Below are 17,852 nucleotides of genomic sequence, written 5' to 3'. Positions count from 1 at the left end.
TTGCCAGGCCTGGCTCCGGCTCCGGCACGCTGATGCCGCGCCGGGTGAGTGTGGTCACCTGACCTGGCCCCACTTTGGCCGTGTTTCGGCATGAATGTTGGCTCCGTCGGGGTGGTGATCACTTCCGCGGGGTGGGTGCGGTGTGTCGTCACGAATTTTGGCCCCACCCTCGTTCAGATCGTCCCTGTCGCCCGTCGTCCCTGTCGGTCGTCGTCAGGGGAGGTCAGTCAGGATGCGGTCACGCATGGAACTGTTCGAACAGATCAGGAGAGACCGGCGGCTCGATGAACTGTCGATCCGCGAGCTTGCCGATCGTCATGGCGTGCACCGTCGGACGGTTCGGCAAGCGCTCGCAGCCGCGGTCCCCCCGCCGCGGCGGGTGTATCCGGTTCGGCGCCGGCCAGCGATCGATTCGTGGGTCTCGGTGATCGACGCCTGGCTCATGAGGACAAGGACGCACCGCGCAAACAGCGGCGTACCGCCCGGCGGGTCTGGCAGCGTCTGGTCGCCGAACATCAGGCGACGCTCTCGGAGGTGACGGTGTCGCGTTACGTCGCCCGCCGTCGGGTCGAACTCGGGCTGCTGACGCACGAGGTGTCGATCCCCCAGACGCATTTGGCCGGCGCCGAGGCCGAGGCCGACTTCGGCGAGTTCTACTCGACGATCGCCAGCGTGGTCGTGAAGTGCTGGATGTTCGTGATGCGACTATCCCACTCGGGCAAGGCTTTCCACATCGCCCTCGCCACCCAGGCTCAGGAAGCCTTCCTGGAGGGCCATGTGCTGGCCTTCGAGTACTTCGGTGGTCATGCGGGTGTCGATCCCACCTTTGGAGCGTGCTCAGCGCGACGATGGGAACAATCGTCGACGAGGAGCGCCGATACTGTGGACACCGTGCCTGTTGCGTTCGCTGGGTCCGGATGGTGAGGTCCGGGCCCGTCTAGCGCCCTTGAGCTACTGACTGCCGCCAGCCAACAATTTCGGATCCGCGCCATGCGGCGTTCGTGCGAGTATCTGGTCATGACTCCCTCCGCCGGAACACGTGCCCGCTTCCTGGGCTCGGTCGGGCTGTTCGACAACATCTTGGCGTCGGTTGGCCCCGAGCTCGGAGGCCAGGGTTTCGACGGCGCGCAGGTTCGGGCGCGCCCCGGCGCCACCACGCACCTCGGTCTTCCTGCTCTGTCTATGTGCAACTCGGAACAGCCGTGAGCTTCTACAACGACCAGGTCCTTCCCCGTCTCATTGATGTGGCCCTGGGAAAGTCGTTCGAACAGATCCGCGCCCGCGTCGCGTCGGAACTCAGCGGTGAGGTTCTGGAAGTGGGGTTCGGCTCCGGACGTAACGTGCCGCACTACCCGCCGGCTGTCGGCCGCGTGCGGGCGGTGGAGCCCGCGTCGGTCGGCCGCAAACTTTCCTACCGGCGAGTGGCGGCCAGCCCCGTTCCGGTGGAGTTCATCGGCCTGGACGGCCGAGATCTACCGTTGCCGGCTGAGTCCGTCGATCATGTGCTCATGACCTGGACGCTGTGCACGATCCCGGACGTGGACCAAGCGCTGCGCGAGGTTCGCCGCGTGTTGCGCCCCAGCGGTCGTCTGCATTTCGTGGAGCACGGAAGGTCACCCGACCCAAAAGTGGCCAACTGGCAGGATCGGATCACACCCGCTTGGGCGAAAGTGGCCGGCGGCTGTCAGCTCAACCGATCAATCCCCGACCTCGTGACGGCATCCGGACTCACCATGACACGAGTGGAGACGTACCCGATGCGAAGACCCGAGGTGCTCGGCTTTCTCTTCGAAGGAGTCGCCACCAAGGTCTGACGACCGATCAGGGCTTGGTTTGCCTCGCGGCTACTAGACCCATGCGATGTAGAAGCCCACGGACTGGAGCGCAACACGTCGGTGCTGGACGCGCACGGGGAACCACCCTAGACGCATCGCGGTGCGATACCAGAAAATTCCAGGCCGTTGTCAACATTTCGTATCCCGTTCAGTGGTGTGAGCCCGATTTGTCACAGCTCCCGGCTCGCCTTGCCCGCGTGCCTGACGCGAGATCTACGCGATCCTCGTGCATGCCGGCCTCGTCGTCATCGACGACTGAAACGGTCCTGTCGTCGTCGGCAATGGGGACTTCGCTATTGGCGCTCGCGTCGACGAGGACGGTCCGAGCCGCGTCCGATGAACGGGCCAGCAGTTCGGGGGCGACAGCCGACACCACAGTGGCCACCGCGGTCGCCAGCAAGGCTTGGCCCCAGGCGAGGGGACCCACTGGTGTGCAACCGAACAGCTGACTCAGGCCGGGTGTGCTGATCACTGCCCCCAACAGCGCAAATGAGCCGACCGACGTCGCCACCACCAGGCGGCCGTGGGAGTCGACAAGTGTCTGCGCCAGTTGCGCAGAGACCAGGCCAATCAACGCGACGGTGGCGGAGCGGCGCGGGGTAATGGTAGCGCCACCCATCAGCCATGCCAGCGTGGCCGCGATCGTGGTCGCCGCGCCGCGGATCCCGATCGCGCGCCACATCGCCGCCTCGTCGCGATCGACCTCGGCGGTGCCCGTCTGCGGGCTCACCGCCAGTGCGGCGGCCGGCAGTGCATCGGTGAGCATGTTCACCAGCAGCATCTGCCGGGCGTTGAGCGCCGAGCGGCCCGTCAGGAGGCTGGTGATCAACGCGAAGCACACTTCGCCGGTGTTGCCGCCCAGAAGCATCGCCACCGCGGACTGCACCCGGCGCCACAGCTGCTCGCCCTCGTCGAGGGCGAAAAGCAGCGCCTCGATCCGTCCGTCGAGCAGGATCACGTCTGCTGCGGTACGGGCCGGGTCGCTGCCCCGCGCGGCCACCCCGATGCCGACGCTGGCGGCCCGGATCGCGGCGGCGTCGTTGGCGCCGTCGCCGACCATTGCCGTGACGACGCCGATCCGCTCCAGGGTCTGCACGACGTCGATCTTGTGTTCGGGCGACATCCGCGCGAAGACGAACCGTGAGGTGACCACCTCGGCCCGTTCGTCGGCCGTCAACGCTTCCCATTCGCTGCCGGTGATCACCTGCTCGCTGGTGACTTCAATACCCAGTTCGTTGGCGACGGCGGCGGCGGTGACCGGGTGGTCGCCGGTGATCAGCCGCACTCCGATGTCGCGGTTGCCCAGCTCCTTCAACAGGGCCCGGGCGCTGGGGCGGGGGGTGTCGGCCAATCCGAGCAGGCCTACCGGTGTGAGCTCGGCGCGGCAGAGTTCTTCCAGTGCGCTGGAATCGGCTTTGGCGGCGGCGGCCTGTTCGGGGCTGAGTTCGCGTTCGGCCACCGCCAGGACGCGCAGCCCCTGCGCGGCCATCTCGCCGATCAGCGGTGCGAGGGGGTCGTCGTCATCGGCCCGTGCCAACGCAAGCACCTCGGGTGAGCCCTTGAGGGTCAGTCGGGTGCTTACCAGGGCTGCTGCAAATGGGCGACCGGACTGGAACGGAAGGAACGCGTCGCGCTCGATTTCCGGCCTTGGCCCGTCGCCGCTTTCCCGCCATGAGGAGCCGTCCGCGGCACTGCGTATCGCGGCGTCGGTGGCATGATCGGCGCGATGGCCTTGCCGTGCGAAGACCGTGCTGGCCGCCGCATCCAGCACCTGTCCGGTCGTGTATCCCTCTACTGGGCGCACTGATTTGACTTGCAGCCGGTTCTCGCTGAGCGTGCCGGTCTTGTCGAAGCACACCACCTGCACGCGGGCGAGTGCCTCGACCGAGTGGGCGTTGCGGATCAGCACGGATTCACCGGTGAGTTTGCGCGCGGCGGCCAGCTGGGCCAGGGTGGCCACCAACGGGAGTCCTTCGGGAATGGCGGCAACGGTCAGGGCGACCGCACTGCCCACCGCCTCCCGCAGCGGTGTGCCGCGCAGCACGCTGAGCAGCCCGACTATGCCGCCACCGGTCAGACTCCATGGCAACGCCCGCCCGGTTATCCGGCTCAGTTGCCGTTCCAGGCCGATCTCCCGTGACTTGGCCGGCGCCATCGCCAGCGCCCGGCGCATTTCCGAACTCGAGCCGACCGCGGTGACCACGGCCAGCGCCGATCCTGCGACCAGCGTGCTGCCGGCGTAGAGCATGCAACGGCGTTCCGCCAGCGGCGCACCCGGTGTGGGTTCGGTCTGCTTGGACACCGGCAGCGATTCCCCGGTCAAGGTCGACTCGTCGACTTCGATGTTCGACGCCTCGATCAACCGGGCGTCGGCGGGGATCACTTCGCCGACGTGGACTTCGATGATGTCGCCGGGACGCAGCCGCTTGGCGGCGACGTTTTCGTGGCGCCTCCCGTCGAGCGGGCCCACGCGCCGTCGCGCCAGCGGATCCTGCACCGCAAGCATGCGACTCAGGATGCGCTCGGCGTGCAACTGCTGCTCGGCGGACAACGCAGCGTTCGCCAGCAGCACGCCACCCACCAAGGCCGCATCCAACGGCGAGCCGAGGAGCGCGCTGGCCACCGCGCCGGTGGCCAGAATTGGCGTAATCGGATCGGCCAGGTTGGCGCGCATCTCGCCTACGAAGTCCACGGCCAGTTTCCACGATCCGATGGTCACCGTACGCAACGCCCGAGCCGGTGGTACTAACCCGAGGCGGTCGACCCCCAGTAGCCCAGATGCTTCCCCGCGCACTTCGTCGGGCGGTCGGGGCAGCAACCGCTGCACCTCCGCGACCGGCAGTGCGTGCCAGTCGTGGCCCGGTTCCGGGGTGGGCACCGGGTCGCGGAATAGCTTGGCGCCTGAGCTGTATCCCGCCCATAGGCCGGCAGCGACTCCGGCATTGACCGACGTCGGTCCGTGGCCGGCCACGCCAGGAATCAACATCAGGGCACCGATCGCTGAGCTCTCCAACGACAGCCGGACGCCCTTGCTGGTGGCTGCCCGCGCAGCAGGCAGGGCATGCAGCACACGCCAGGCCGCCATGAGATCCGGGACGAACACGTCGGCGCCCCACGGGGGCGGACGTCGCTCCCGCAGCACGCCGATCGTGATGTCGGCGCTGTGTGCGGCCGCCATCTCCGGTGTCGTCAGCAGCGCAACGGTCGCGCCGCCGGCCTTGAGGTCTGCCACCGCCGCCGCCAACGCCTCGTCGGTTGAACCATCGACCGGCTGCAGATGATCGAAACCTTGTGCCAGGGAACGCAGTCCGTCGTCGTCGATGGAGATGAGACGTGGCCGGGTCCGACGTGCCTCAGTCACCACCGCCGCTGCATACGGATCGCGGACCGGGCTGATCAACGCCTCGCCGGACCTGCCGGCTCTGGGAATCGCGGACAGCTTGTGCCATCCGGGCGCTAGGGAGCCGTTGTCGAGCGCAGCGCGGGCGGCTTCCCACACCCGGGCGCGATGTGAGTTCGTCACACCCCGGATGCGGCTGACCATCAACTGGTCGGTGTAGAGGGCTCGCGGGTCGATCACGATCGCGTCGATTCGGTCGAGTGCCCGCAACGCGCGCGGACGCAGCACCAGCGCGTCATGCCGGACGGTCAGACCGCGGCTGAGCGCACAGCCGAAAGCCTCCCGGCTGGCGCGCAATGGTTTCGGCACGGCCACAAGTGCGGCGGCTCCTGCGGTGTTGAGGTTGCGTGACAGCGCGCCGAGCACGGCGGCAGCGCCAAGACCGGCCAATCCAGCTCGATTGGCGTAGCGTTCCCCCGGCCCATCAGCCAGGGTTGGGGTCTCCGCCGCAACCCCCGCGCCGTCGGCCGATGGGTGAGCGGACAGGCCGGGCTCGTGCCGATGCCAGGCCAGTCGGCCATTCCAGGCCTCGACGGCGAGCATCGCCCGCGTCGCGGTCTCGGCGGCCGCAGTCGTCGGGGCGACCGTCAACGCTGCCGTTGCGGCGATCACGACCCCGAACAGCAGATCGGTACCCTCGGGCCCGATGCGTTGCTCCAAGTGGCGGCGCAGTCCTGGCACGTGGTCGGCCACTGTCGGTGGCACCGACAACAGGTCCGGCAACCCGGGCAGCCGCAGTGCACTGCCGGTCAGCGCTAGCCCCAACCCGACGGCGGCGGCCACGGCCGCCGCCGTACGGGCCACCAGGACCGCATCGTCGCCCGGCAGGCTTGCCGGCTGCCCCCGCACGACGGTTGTCGTGGTGCGCCGTTCGGCGTCGGCGACAATCCGGCACAGCTCAGCCGACGAAGGGCCGTCGGCGTCCACGGTCACCACAACGCGGGCAACCGAAGGGTTCAGGACGGCCGCCCGCACGCCGGGGGTCGAGCGAACGGACGCGAGCACGTCGGCCGCGATCGCCGAGCCGTCCCGGCCGGTCAGCCCGCGCACCTCAATCCAGCGCCGATTGCCGTTGGCGCTGCTGCGCCTCACCGGCGGTCCCCCAATCGCCTCGATCGCCATCCCCGCGGCGGCCCGGGTCAATGCTCCCGCATCCGAAGCGGCACCGGCCAAAGACCGGCCCACACTCGTCGCCACACTGCCGCCCAACAGGCCTGTGCTGCCCGCAGTCGCCGCGACGGCAACCGTTGCCGTCGCCGCGATCCGGGTTCCCGCAACCGCGGTGCGCACCGGCATGCCCAGCAACCCGAAACCGGGCAGAGTAGGCCGTTTGAACATAGTGTCGACCCTACCCAGCGAGGAACGAGCCGGTCTGCGCCGAGACAGAAACCAGGTTGACTGCAGATGAACATCAGGCAAATCGCATGAGCGAAAGCGATCCGAGGTCGCCAAGATCGGGTGAGGTGCGGTGCCAAATGGTTTATACGACGAGAATCAGACGATCTCCTCCGACTACCGTGCGTGTGATCGGGTTGGCCGACGATGCCACCACCCACATCTGTGCTGCGCTCGGCCGCCCGACGGGCGGCTTGGCACCTGGCCACGCGGGATAGCGGTCCAACGGGTGAGTAGTTGACTGCCGAATCGGATTGCAGAGGACGCCTTGGTGGTCAATGCAGCGGCCGACCCCGATCCCTCGCTGGTAGATGCGGCTACCGTCGCCGAACAGTTCGGGACCGACCCGGACCGCGGACTGTCCGCGAAGGAGGCCGCGCGACGACTCGTCGCAGTGGGCCCGAACGAAATCACGACCGTGCCGCCGGTGCCTGCTTGGCGCAAGTTTGTCGAGCAGTTCCGCGACCCGTTGATCTATTTGCTCCTCGTCGCGATCGTCATCTCGCTCATCGTGTGGGTGGTGGAGGGAGCGTCGGGCTGGCCTGTTGACGCCGTGGTGATCGCCACCATCGTCGTTGTCAACGCGGTCCTGGGGTACGCGCAGCAGGCGCATGCCGAGCATGCGGTCGAGGCGCTGGCGCGGATGAGCGCGGCCACGGCGACTGTGGTCCGCGACGGTGTGAGACGACGGGTTCCCACCCGGGAACTGGTGCCCGGTGACCTGCTGGTGCTGGCGGAGGGGGACACGGTGGCCGCCGATGCCCGGCTGCTGTCAGCCGCCACGCTGGAAGTGTCGGAGGCACCGCTCACCGGGGAGAGCGAGCCTGTCCTCAAGGACGCCCGCGCATTGGCAGAGCCCGCGGCGGTCGGGGACCGACTCGACATGGTCTTCAACGGCACCGCGGTGACCCGGGGCGTCGGGCGGGCAGTGGTGACCGCCACCGCGATGGCGACCCAGATGGGTCAGATCGTCGGCCTGTTGCGCGCGGTGCACGAGGAACCGACACCGTTGCAACGCGAGATCGCCCGGGTGGGCCGGGTGCTAGGGATCGCCGTGCTGGCGATAGCCGTGCTGGTAATCGCCACCATCTTTATCGTCTTCGGTGTCCATAGCGTCGGCGACGTGGTGACCGCCCTGCTCCTCGGCGTGTCGCTGGCCGTGGCCGCCGTACCGGAGGGACTGCCCGCAATCATGTCGGTGGTGCTCGCGCTTGGGGTTCGGCGGATGGCCACCCACAATGCGATCGTCAAGGAACTCACGTCGGTGGAGACCCTGGGGTCGGCGTCGGTGGTCTGCTCCGACAAGACCGGGACCCTCACTACCGGGGAGATGACCATCGGACGGGTCGTCACACCGGTCGGGGAGGTGACGATCACCGGTGCCGGATACCGGCCCGAGGGGCGGATGGAGCATGACGGTGTCCCGCTCGCGGAGGGCAGCGATCTGTGGCGGCAAGCCGCACTGGTGCTCGGTGGGGGCAGTCTCGCCAACGACACCACCGTGGGTGAGCAGGATGGCGATTGGACCGTGCAGGGCGATCCCACCGAGGCTGCCTTTCTGGTCGCGGAGATGAAGATCGGCATTCGGGACCGCCGAACCGAGCGGTTTCGTCGGGCGGGTGAGATCCCGTTCACCTCCGAACGCAAGCTGATGACGAGTCTCGAGTCGGACGCGCACCGCGCCGGCAAGATCGTAGTAGTGACGAAGGGCGCCCCGGAAGTCTTGCTCGGCCGCTGCTCGCACGTCCAGGTCGGCGATCGGCTCGAACAACTCGACGAGGCCTGGAGGACGCGGATTCTTGACGATGTCGAGCGCCTATCCGGCGACGCCTTCCGAACCCTTGCCGTGGCGTACCGGCCGCTCGAGGTCACCACCCCACCTGAGATCGACGAATCCCTGGAGCAGAACCTGACCTACAGCGGCATGGTCGGCATCATCGATCCAGCGCGCCCAGAGGCGGCGGCCGCCATCGCCGAGGCCCGCCGCGCGGGGGTCCGCGTCGTGATGATCACCGGGGACCATCCCCGCACGGCGGCACGGATCGCCCGCGAACTTGGCATGACCGAGCAGGAGTCGGCCGTCTCAGGTGTCGAGCTTGCGCAGCTCGACGAGGAGCAGTTCCGCGAGACGGTGCGCCACCGCTCGGAGTACGCCCGCGTCACCCCGGCGGACAAGCAACGCATCGTCGACGCACTCCACGCCGACCATCAGATCGTGGCCATGACCGGCGACGGCGTCAACGACGCACCCGCCCTGAAATCCGCCGACATCGGCATTGCCATGGGCAGCGGCACGGAGGTCAGCAAGGAAGCAGCGAAGATGATCCTCGCCGACGATAACTTCGCGACTATCGTTCAGGCCATTCGAGAAGGCCGCGGAATCTTCACGAACATCAAGAAGTTCTTGCGCTACCTGTTGTCCTCGAACATGGGCGAAGTGCTGACCGTCTTCCTCGGCGTCGCGCTGGCGGGCGTGATTGGCCTGTCTCACGGCGGAGACACCTTCGCGTTGCCGTTGCTGGCCACCCAGATTCTGTGGATCAACCTGCTCACCGACGGTGCCCCGGCGTTGGCGATGGGTGTGGACCCCGAAACCGAGGACGTGATGAGCCGCCCACCACGGTCGATGTCGGACCAGATCATCGACGGCCGGATGTGGGGCGGCATCATCGTGATCGGCGTGGTTATGGCGGTCGCCACGCTGCTCACCATCGACCTGTATCTACCGGGTGGCCTGATTGCCGGTACCCAGTCACTCGACAATGCCCGGACCGCCGGCTTCACGGTGCTGGTGCTCGCGCAGCTGTTCAATACCCTCAGCGCCCGCTCCGAGAGCGGCACCGCCTTCCACCACTTATTCGCGAATCGGTGGCTGTGGGTCGCGATCGCTGTCTCCGCGCTCCTGCAGGTCGCTGTCGTGCATCTGCCATTCATGGGCGAGGCCTTCACCACCGCACCTCTGTCTTTGACCCAGTGGCTGGTCTGTACGGGAATGGCCAGCACGGTGCTGTGGGCGAGCGAGATCCGCAAACTGGCTCTCCTTCTTCTGGATGGCCGGAAGGGCAGGACCCAGTCGAACCGTACGCCGGCCGCTCACAGCCAGCCCTGACTGAACCCAGTCTCCAGATTTCGGGATCGTCCGCCCTGCAACGGCGTTGGGCAGGGTCGCCGCGACCGACCGGCGAAATTTGTGGAGACACCCCGGCGTCGGGGACTACGGTCGGTACTGCCGCACTACAACGACCACGAGCGCAAGGGGATGGACCATGGCTGACCTCAAAGAGCTGGCCGATCAAGCTGCCAAGGAACTGCTCAAAGCGATACGAGACCAGGCGCCAAAAGCCAATGACTCTAGGCTGCTCAACCTCGCGCAGGCGTATTCGCTGGTCATTTCTGCCGAGGTCACCGCTGAACTGGTCGAGGAGTACGAACCCGTTGAAGCCGATGAGGATGAGCCGGGTCCGTCACCGCCAGAGCCGTCCGCAACGGAGTAGGTACACCGCTAGACCGCGCGGCCAGACAGAACGTTGTGGCCGATGCCGCCCCTTGCGGACAAGCCGTGGATCGCATCGCGGCGTTCAGCCAAGACCCTGCCGCGGTGGCGTTCGCTTCGCTTGCGGGGCCAAAAGCACTTCGACCTCGTCGTCGGCGCGGGTGAGCTTCAATGGCGCGAAGGTCATCGCACTCCTCGGCTTTTGCGCAGTGTCGTTCAGTCGCCGGCCCGCGGCCCGCCGGAGTCGCTGTCTGATGGCGATGGCTTGGCTGCGCGAGTTTGGAACATCCGGTCGTGGACGATGTGTTCGACAAGGATCGGGACGAAGCTCCGGATTCGTGCCGCTACGAACTGTTCAGTGGCCTGCTCGCACCAGCGCATGATCTCGACGGCGCGGCTGGTCGTCGTCGCGCCCCTCGTGTCGGGCCAACTGATCTGCGCCCGTCGTTTCGAGCCGTGGTCATGCGAGATGAGGGATCGAATAGGTGGACGACCAGAGCGTTTCGTAATCTGTCGGGCTGATGTCACCGAGGTAGCTGTGGCGCCGTTCGGTGTTGTAAAAGTTGTCGATGTAGTCGGCAATGGCTGCGGCCAGCTCCAGAGTGGGCGCCCATTTACGGGTGTTGGTAACTCGACTTGTAGCCGGGCCCAGAACGACTCCTCGGCGGCATTGTCGTAGGCAGTCGCCGATGGTGCCAAAGGAGGCCATCAACCCCCAATGGCGAATGTTCTCGCCGAAGCTCCAGGATGTGAATTGCGATCCGTGATCGGCGTGAATAATCGTTGAGCCACAACGGTTTCTGTATTCCACGGCCATGTTGACCGCGTTGTTGACCAACGCCGTGTCATGGTGTCGTGGAGAATGTGCGGGCCACGATCATCCGTGAGAAGCAGTCCAGGATGGCGCAGCAGTAGACCTTCACGTCGCGGGCGGGGTGTTCGGTGATGTCGGTGCACCACAGTTGTTGGGGCGCGTTGCGGTGAAGTGCTGGTTCACCAGGTCCTCAGGAGTGTTGACTCGGATCAGATTCGGCAAGCGCCGCGGTGGGGTGCGGCAGCCCATAGAGGCCCTGTTCGCCCATGATCGAGCGCACTAGCTTGAGGTTGACGTTCATGTCGTAATCGGCCAGCAGGGCTGCTCGGATTCGGCGGCCACCGTAGGTGCCGCGGGAGCGTTGGTGGATCTCGGTGATCGTGTCGGCTACGATCGGCCGGCTGATCTGGCGGTCGGGCACCGGTCTTCTGCGGTGGTATTGGAGCAGAGATCGGGCCAATCCCGTTACCCGGCAGGCCGATCGGGCTGAATATCCTCGCGCGATCAGTCCTTCAACGATCGCACGTCGGCGTTTTGGGGGCACCACCGCCTCGGCGTTGAACAGCTCGCACGCATCCCGAGTCAACGCGAGTTCAGCCTCGAGCTGCGCGATGCGCTTATGGGCCGCGGCCAGCTCGTCGGCGTCGATACTGGGGATCCCTTCGATGACACCGGCGTCGACCAACGCTTGGCGCTTCCATCGAAACAAGGTGGCCTGACAGATGCCCGTCTCTGCCGCGAGCGCAGCCACCGCTTCGCCTGATCGCAGTCGGGCAACGATTTGCCCGGCGGACCGTCGCTGCATACATGCGGGGCATGTGACCTCCTGATGATCACTCTGCCCTCAACTCTTATAACGGTGGGTCTACAACACGGGTACAGATCAGGTGGACTCCTTACCGTGTTCTGCAGGGCATTTGGGGCCGCTGAACATAGGCTCTGGACTGCCCAGGGACGTCGGGTATGGCTCGGTGGACTCTGCCTTGGTTATGGCCCTTACTGATTGGCCGCCCGGCGTCCCGCGACGACTCGACCGCTAATTGAGAGATGCGATTTGATCGCTGTGTAAGGACACGTCGGCGTGGTCGTCCGCTGGGCTCATATGAATGACGGAGAACACGGAGGTGATTGTGGCGCAACAACTGTGGGCCGGCATCGACGCCGGGAAGTCGGACCATCATTGTGTGGTCATCGATACCAATGGGCAGCGGCTGCTCTCGCAGCGCGTCGCCAACGACGAGACGCTGCTGCTGGAATTGATCACTGCGGTAAGGGCGCTGGCCGATGGTGGTGAGGTGACCTGGGCGATCGACCTCAACCACGGCGGGGCCGCGCTGATGATCACGTTGCTAATTACTGCTGAGCAGCGGCTGCTCTACATCCCGGGCCGCACCGTCTACCACGCCTCCGGAGGCTATCGCGGCGATGGGAAGACCGAGGCCAAGGATGCTGCAGTGATCGCTGATCAGGCTCGGATGCGCCGAGACCTGCAGCCGTTTCGTCCTGGTGACGAGGTAGGGGTGGACCTGCGGATCCTGACCGCTCGGCGCACCGACCTGGTTGCCGTTCGTACCCGCTCGATCAACCGGCTGCGCGCTGCGCTGCTCGAGTACTTCCCCGCCCTGGAGCGAGCCTTCGACTACGCCAACAGCAAGGCAGCCCTGATTCTGCTGACCGGCTACCAAACCCCCGACGGACTGCGCCGCGCCGGTACCGCCCGGGTGGAGGCCTGGTTGCGTAAACGGAAGGCCCGCAATGCTTCTGCTGTCGCCACGACCGCTATCGCCGCCGCTAACGGGCAGCAAACCACGGTGCCCGGACAACAGCTTTCCGCCACCATAGTCGAACGCCTGGCCAAGGAGGTGATGACCCTCGACACGAATATCGCTGACATCGAAGCGCTGATCGAGGACCGGTTTCGCCGCCACCGCCACGCCGAGATCATCCTGAGCATGCCCGGCTTCGGCGTCACTCTGGGCGCCGAGTTCCTCGCAGCCACCGGGGGCGACATGGATGCCTTCGACTCCGTGAACCGCCTCGCCGGCGTCTCAGGGTTGGCCCCAGTACCGCGTGACTCCGGCCGCATCCACGGCAACCTCAAACGACCCCGCCGCTACGACCGGCGCCTGTTTCGGGCCTGCTACCTGTCCGCCCAGATCGCCATTCGCACCGATCCCGCCTCCCGCGCCTACTACGACCGCAAGAGACTCGAAGGCAAAACCCACACTCAGGCCGTCATCGCCCTGGCCCGCCGCCGGCTCAACGTTCTGTGGGCCATGCTCCGCGACCACGCCGCCTACCGGCCCGCAACTAGGGCCGCGGCGGCTTGACAACGTCATTGAGAATCAGTAACGGGGACTCGCCACATCAACTGGACCGAGTGGCCGGCGATGTCAATCTGTGGGGGCGCATCCGTCCAGCCGTCGCGGCGGTAGCCCACCCCAACGACCGGCCTCAGCCGGACGGACAGCAACGACAGCAGGGGGCGGGCAGCTCGGGCGGCCAACTGCTTTGAGCGGGGCTCCTCGCCGCCGATCTCGTTCTCACTAGCTCGCAGATCGTTTGCAACGCGAGATTTCCCGGGCTTCGAATCCAGCGCGTCGCACGACTGATCGCAGCACCAGCGCAATGATGCTGACGTCGTCAGCGAACCCGACTACCGGGATGACTTCGATCGGCGATGCGAGGAACGCAAGCAACAGAAAGAGCCGATCCGGACTCCCCGCACCGTGTCGGGGTCGGCGCCCGCACCGTGTCGCGGTCGGTGCCCGCACCGTGTCAGGGTCGGTGGCAAGATTCTTCAGTAGCCGCACCCAAATCAGGAAGAACGCGCACGGCGTCACCGATATGGAACTCACTGGGCTTGGCCACCCATAACGCGGCGGCAAGCAGCAGCCAAATCACCACCAGTGCGCTCAGGATCCCAATCGGGATCGACCACCACTGTGAAAACACAGCCCGATGTTCACCTGGGTCGGTGTCACTTGGCCTTCCTCGGTGTTGCAGTCGTGGCAGTCTTGCGTGGAGCCGCCTTGCGTGGAGCCGCCTTGCGTGCGGGGGTCGCAGCTTTGGTCGGGGTCGCCGCCTTGTCTTTACGCGCAGAAGGGGCCGCGGGTGGTGGGGCTGCGGAACGGTCGCTGAAGTGCCTGGCCAGGACGACTTGGCCGACGCCGATTGCCAGTGCCACCGGCCAGTCGATCAGGCCACCCGCGGCCAGTGCGCCGAGTGCCCCGTAGAAGGCGAGCTGATCGGGCGGCGGCACCGCCACCTTGCCCACCACAGGCAGCCGGATGGAGAACTTCTTGGCCCGCTCGACGAGCCGGGAAGCATCGCGGTTCGAGGCCAGGAATGATCGTGCCCTTGTCAACATGTTCGTGTCCTGTTCAGTTAAGTGACCCTGATTCGTCACCATGGTCGGTTTGCCTTGCCGTATGTCCGAATTCGCGCGTGGCGCTGGTAGTGAATCGCTGATCATGGCTGGTGTGCACCTGCTCACGCCGCCGTTGCGGGAGATCTACGCGCTCTTGGTTCGCGCTGGCATCCTCGTGATCGAGGAGTGAGTCGGCGTCCTCCGCTGCCTCGGTGATGATGCTGAGCTCCTGCACTGCTTTCTCGCGCCTCGGCGGCCGCGGGCGTGCAGCCAAATACGCTGTAGCTACCAGTAATTCACTCTGAAGCAACTCCCCGGCCATCTTGTGTGTTCCTTTCGGCCATAAGAACGCAGACGCTCCAGCTTCGCGCAGAAGAATTCGTTCCCCCGCCGGCCAGGTATGCGCCACGCCGGACCTAGGCAACAAGCTGCTTGTGCGCGCGCAATTGCCTCCAACTAAGTCCTAATCGACCAACAGCTCACACCCGCGCCCATTGATTCGACAGGGCCGAAGGTCACCATCGCCGGTCAGAGTGCAGTTCCGACCATCGGCCGGGTCGGCTTAGGCGCTCAGCGGTGTTAACTGCAGCGACTGTAGGGGTGTGTTGAGTGTCACTCTGAATGACGACCACGGAGGGTGTCCCTGTCACTTCCGATGCCGAGGAGAGTTCGGGCTGCGGGCCTTCGGCGGCACCGCCAGTGTGGCGACGTCCGGTGGTGCCCCCGATGACCGGCCCGCGCCGGATTGTCGGACCGAATGTTGAGAGGCATCGTGACGGGCGGGCGTCGTCGGCGCGGTAAGTGACGGCACGGACACGAAAGCTGTTGCACCCAAATCGAACTGGCCCCTTCCCCAATCCGGGGTGCGATAGGCAACACTGATGCACCGTGAACGCAGTGTCCGACAGTGATCGTCGTCCGCCGACCCCAGGACGCCGAGGCCCACCTCGCCGACGCCGTCATGTGCTGCCCGCACTGCGGCGGCACGCTCGCCAAATGGGGTTACGCGCGCGAACGCACCGTCCGCGCGCTGGGTGCCGCGACGGTGACCGTGCGCCCGCGGCGAGTGCGCTGCCGCGACTGCACCACCACCCACATCCTGCTGCCGACCGCATGCAGCCGCGGCGCGCCGACACCACCGAGGTGATCGGAATAGCGTGGGCGCACAAAGCGAACGGCTTGGGGTTCCGGCGCATCCCCACCCTGATGGGCCGGTCCGAATCCACGGTGCGGCGCTGGTTGCGCCGCGCCACCGACACACACCTGAACTGGGCATGCCAACAGGGCACGACCCGGCTGATCCAACTTACCCCTGAGGCGTTCCCTGAGATCCGCTACGCCGGCAAACAGCTGCGGCACACACTGACCATGCTCAGCGCGGCCGCCTACTGGGATCGCCGCCGTTGCGGGTTCGAGGAACCACCGTGGACGCTGATCGGCATGTCCATCCGCGGCCGACTCTTGGCCCCACAGCGCAGCGGCTGAAATCGAGTCCACCCGGCGGGCGCCCCTGCTCGCGGCATGGCGTCACTACGCCGCCGACCGACCATCACCATGCCGACGATGCCGTCACCGCACCGATCACCCCGTCAAGCTGCCGACCAACGCCCCAACCTTCGTCTCCATCGACAGTGACGGCTTCATCGTCATTTTCAGTGACGGGCAACATGCGCCTTCAATATGGGCACCCCGATCAGAGAACACTCTGCCTGCCGGGCCCCCGGTGCCAACTTCCGTCGGCAGATGACCAGCAGGCTCTGGACGCGGCCCTCATGGATCGGGTCGAAAAGTATGGGGGTTTCTGGTTCCTCGGTGCGGCTGGGTCCCCGAGACAGCCGTGACCAACCCGATGACACCGCCGGGCACCCCAACCGCACCGCCCGCAACGACGAAGGCTAGGAGCACACGCGCAGCGCCGACCGGGACACGCCGGCCATTTCTACGCCGTGAATCGACGCTTTCGGCCACGTCGTCGTGGCGTGGATGCACGGCTGCCACGACACGGTAGTGGAGCACGCTTGATCAGGCGCTGTTTCGGGGACACCGGCGCTCCCGCAATCAAAGCAGCCCGAAGGCGGGCACTGAACATTGGCGGCCTGCGCCGAATACCGCACCTGTCCTCCAGAAGAACGCTTTGCTGTTCAGCCCAATTCGGCAACGAGCCTTGCGATTCTGATGCCCGCTACGCCGAGCTGTTGACCGCCGCCGGTGTCGACTTCGAGGGGCACAACGCCGAGGACTGTGTCGGGCTATCTCGGCTACGCCGGTGTGGTATTGGCCGGCCGCCCTGGCGCTCGAGCGCGGGCTTGCGGCACTGAGGCCGGCGGTGCGCGGCTCAATTAGGCGGCGGCCGCGGTCGTGGGCGCTACCGTAAGGCCATGGCAGAACCCACATCCACGCGGCCGGGTATCGATCCGATCCTCAAAACCCTGCTCGACGCCTTCCCGTTACAGATCAAGGTTGCCGACGGGGTGGAGGCTGCCCGCCAGAAGATGCGGCAGATCGAGCCACCCGCAGACCTGTTGCCCACCATGCGAATCGAAGAACGCACCATCGGCTTCGACGACGTGACAGACATTCCGGTGCGGATCTACTGGCCGCCGATCCCCGCCCATGACGATCTGCCGGTGGTGGTCTTCTACCACGGCGGCGGCTGGGCGATCGGCGACCTGGACACCCACGACGCGGTGGCCCGCGCACACGCCGTCGGCGCGGAGGCAATCGTCGTGTCGGTGGACTACCGGCTCGCCCCCGAACATCCGTTCCCCGCTGGTATCGACGACTCGTGGGCGGCACTGCGCTGGGTCGGCGAGCACGCCGCGGAGTTGGGTGGCGATCCCGCGCGGATCGCGGTCGCCGGCGACTCCGCAGGCGGCAATATCTCGGCGGTGATGACGCAGTTGGCCCGCGACCACGGCGGGCCGCCGCTGGTCTTCCAACTGCTCTGGTATCCGGCGACCTCGGCTGACACCTCGCTGCCCTCCCATGCCGAGAACGCCGGCGCGGCGATCCTGGACGCCGAGGCGATCGAAGCATTTATGACCTGGTACGTACCCGATGCCGATGTCAGCGAGCCGGACAAGCTGCCCACCACGCTGGCGCCGGCCAACGCCAAAGACTTCAGCGGCCTGCCGCCGGCATTCATCGGGACCGCCGAATACGATCCGCTGCGGGACGACGGCGCCCGTTATGCCGAACTACTCACCGCCGCCGGGGTGCCCGTCGAACTGCGCAACGAACCCACGATGGTGCATGGCTATATCAGTTTTGCGCTCGTCGTGCCGGCCGCCGCGGAGGCGACCAATCGTGGGTTGGCGGCCCTCAAAGCGGCACTCTCGCGCAGGTAGGCGCTCGGCGGCATCGGAGCGTCCGCACGATCGGGCCGTGGCCATTGCGCCGGGATTGTGGCAAGGACCTTTGGCACTTGTGAGGGTGATGGCCGCGGCCGCATCGTGAGAAACACATACCCGGGCGCGGGAAAATCCGTTGCCGCGTCGGTTGAAAGCGGCAACGCGATCTTACGGTGGTAATGCAGGACAGCACCC

General features: G+C 66.4%; 17 protein-coding genes. 10 read left to right on the top strand and 7 right to left on the bottom strand.

Going from position 1 to position 17,852, the window contains the following annotated elements:
* Positions 1–414: 414 nt before the first annotated feature.
* The 3 genes from VET27_RS09460 to VET27_RS09450 all read left to right on the top strand — a co-directional run bounded on the left by VET27_RS09460 (position 415) and on the right by VET27_RS09450 (position 1,814).
* The gene (locus tag VET27_RS09460; protein WP_526517336.1) at positions 415–924 is read left to right on the top strand and encodes a hypothetical protein; all 510 of its coding nucleotides are present in this window, start codon (positions 415–417) and stop codon (positions 922–924) included.
* Between the two features lie 93 nt (positions 925–1,017).
* The gene (locus tag VET27_RS09455) at positions 1,018–1,206 is read left to right on the top strand and encodes a hypothetical protein (protein ID WP_526517334.1); all 189 of its coding nucleotides are present in this window, start codon (positions 1,018–1,020) and stop codon (positions 1,204–1,206) included.
* Positions 1,203–1,814: a class I SAM-dependent methyltransferase gene (locus VET27_RS09450; RefSeq protein ID WP_526517332.1), complete on the top strand. Its 612-nt coding sequence runs from the start codon at positions 1,203–1,205 to the stop codon at positions 1,812–1,814. The genes VET27_RS09455 and VET27_RS09450 overlap by 4 nt, the downstream gene beginning before the upstream one ends.
* A gap of 169 nt (positions 1,815–1,983) precedes the next feature.
* Here the strand turns inward: VET27_RS09450 and VET27_RS09445 are convergent, their stop codons facing one another.
* A complete protein-coding gene (locus tag VET27_RS09445; protein WP_526517330.1) occupies positions 1,984–6,573 on the bottom strand; it encodes an HAD-IC family P-type ATPase in 4,590 nt (1,529 codons plus the stop codon).
* A 328-nt stretch (positions 6,574–6,901) separates the two neighbouring features.
* Here VET27_RS09445 and VET27_RS09440 point away from each other — a divergent pair, with 328 nt between their 5' ends.
* The gene (locus VET27_RS09440) at positions 6,902–9,739 is read left to right on the top strand and encodes a cation-translocating P-type ATPase (RefSeq protein ID WP_526517328.1); all 2,838 of its coding nucleotides are present in this window, start codon (positions 6,902–6,904) and stop codon (positions 9,737–9,739) included.
* A gap of 157 nt (positions 9,740–9,896) precedes the next feature.
* Positions 9,897–10,124: a hypothetical protein gene (locus VET27_RS09435; protein ID WP_526517326.1), complete on the top strand. Its 228-nt coding sequence runs from the start codon at positions 9,897–9,899 to the stop codon at positions 10,122–10,124.
* 215 nt (positions 10,125–10,339) lie between these two features.
* On the opposite strand, the gene VET27_RS09430 is transcribed toward VET27_RS09435, so the two are convergent.
* From VET27_RS09430 to VET27_RS09415, 4 genes are all read right to left on the bottom strand, one after another.
* Complete coding sequence (locus tag VET27_RS09430; RefSeq protein ID WP_526517324.1) at positions 10,340–10,504, bottom strand: three-helix bundle dimerization domain-containing protein; 165 nt, start codon at positions 10,502–10,504, stop codon at positions 10,340–10,342.
* 79 nt (positions 10,505–10,583) lie between these two features.
* Entirely contained in the window at positions 10,584–10,961 is a 378-nt protein-coding gene (locus VET27_RS09425) for an IS3 family transposase (RefSeq protein ID WP_526517322.1), read from the bottom strand.
* 7 nt (positions 10,962–10,968) lie between these two features.
* Entirely contained in the window at positions 10,969–11,046 is a 78-nt protein-coding gene (locus tag VET27_RS09420; RefSeq protein ID WP_526517373.1) for a hypothetical protein, read from the bottom strand.
* Between the two features lie 81 nt (positions 11,047–11,127).
* Complete coding sequence (locus VET27_RS09415; RefSeq protein ID WP_526517320.1) at positions 11,128–11,688, bottom strand: IS3 family transposase; 561 nt, start codon at positions 11,686–11,688, stop codon at positions 11,128–11,130.
* A 379-nt stretch (positions 11,689–12,067) separates the two neighbouring features.
* Here VET27_RS09415 and VET27_RS09410 point away from each other — a divergent pair, with 379 nt between their 5' ends.
* Positions 12,068–13,267 carry an IS110 family RNA-guided transposase gene (locus VET27_RS09410; protein WP_526517371.1) on the top strand — a complete coding sequence of 400 codons (1,200 nt, stop codon included), beginning with the start codon at positions 12,068–12,070 and terminating at the stop codon, positions 13,265–13,267.
* 5 nt (positions 13,268–13,272) lie between these two features.
* Here the strand turns inward: VET27_RS09410 and VET27_RS09405 are convergent, their stop codons facing one another.
* Together VET27_RS09405 and VET27_RS09400 are read right to left on the bottom strand one after the other, a co-directional pair.
* Positions 13,273–13,566: a DUF5994 family protein gene (locus VET27_RS09405; protein WP_526517318.1), complete on the bottom strand. Its 294-nt coding sequence runs from the start codon at positions 13,564–13,566 to the stop codon at positions 13,273–13,275.
* A gap of 351 nt (positions 13,567–13,917) precedes the next feature.
* Positions 13,918–14,307 carry a hypothetical protein gene (locus VET27_RS09400; RefSeq protein WP_526517316.1) on the bottom strand — a complete coding sequence of 130 codons (390 nt, stop codon included), beginning with the start codon at positions 14,305–14,307 and terminating at the stop codon, positions 13,918–13,920.
* Between the two features lie 61 nt (positions 14,308–14,368).
* On the opposite strand from VET27_RS09400, the gene VET27_RS09395 reads away from it, so the two are divergent.
* From VET27_RS09395 to VET27_RS09380, 4 genes are all read left to right on the top strand, one after another.
* The gene (locus VET27_RS09395) at positions 14,369–14,497 is read left to right on the top strand and encodes a hypothetical protein (protein WP_526517314.1); all 129 of its coding nucleotides are present in this window, start codon (positions 14,369–14,371) and stop codon (positions 14,495–14,497) included.
* Between the two features lie 717 nt (positions 14,498–15,214).
* Entirely contained in the window at positions 15,215–15,454 is a 240-nt protein-coding gene (locus VET27_RS09390) for a DUF6431 domain-containing protein (protein WP_526517312.1), read from the top strand.
* Positions 15,455–15,513: 59 nt separating this feature from the next.
* Positions 15,514–15,792, top strand: a complete 279-nt coding sequence (locus VET27_RS09385; RefSeq protein WP_526517310.1) for a hypothetical protein — start codon at positions 15,514–15,516, stop codon at positions 15,790–15,792.
* 893 nt (positions 15,793–16,685) lie between these two features.
* Positions 16,686–17,654, top strand: a complete 969-nt coding sequence (locus VET27_RS09380) for an alpha/beta hydrolase (protein ID WP_526517308.1) — start codon at positions 16,686–16,688, stop codon at positions 17,652–17,654.
* Positions 17,655–17,852 lie beyond the last annotated feature (198 nt).

The sequence above is a fragment of the Mycobacterium sp. genome, from assembly GCF_035633495.1.
In the GTDB taxonomy this organism is placed as follows: Bacteria; Actinomycetota; Actinomycetes; order Mycobacteriales; family Mycobacteriaceae; genus Mycobacterium.
This window is presented reverse-complemented; position numbering and strand designations above follow the sequence as displayed.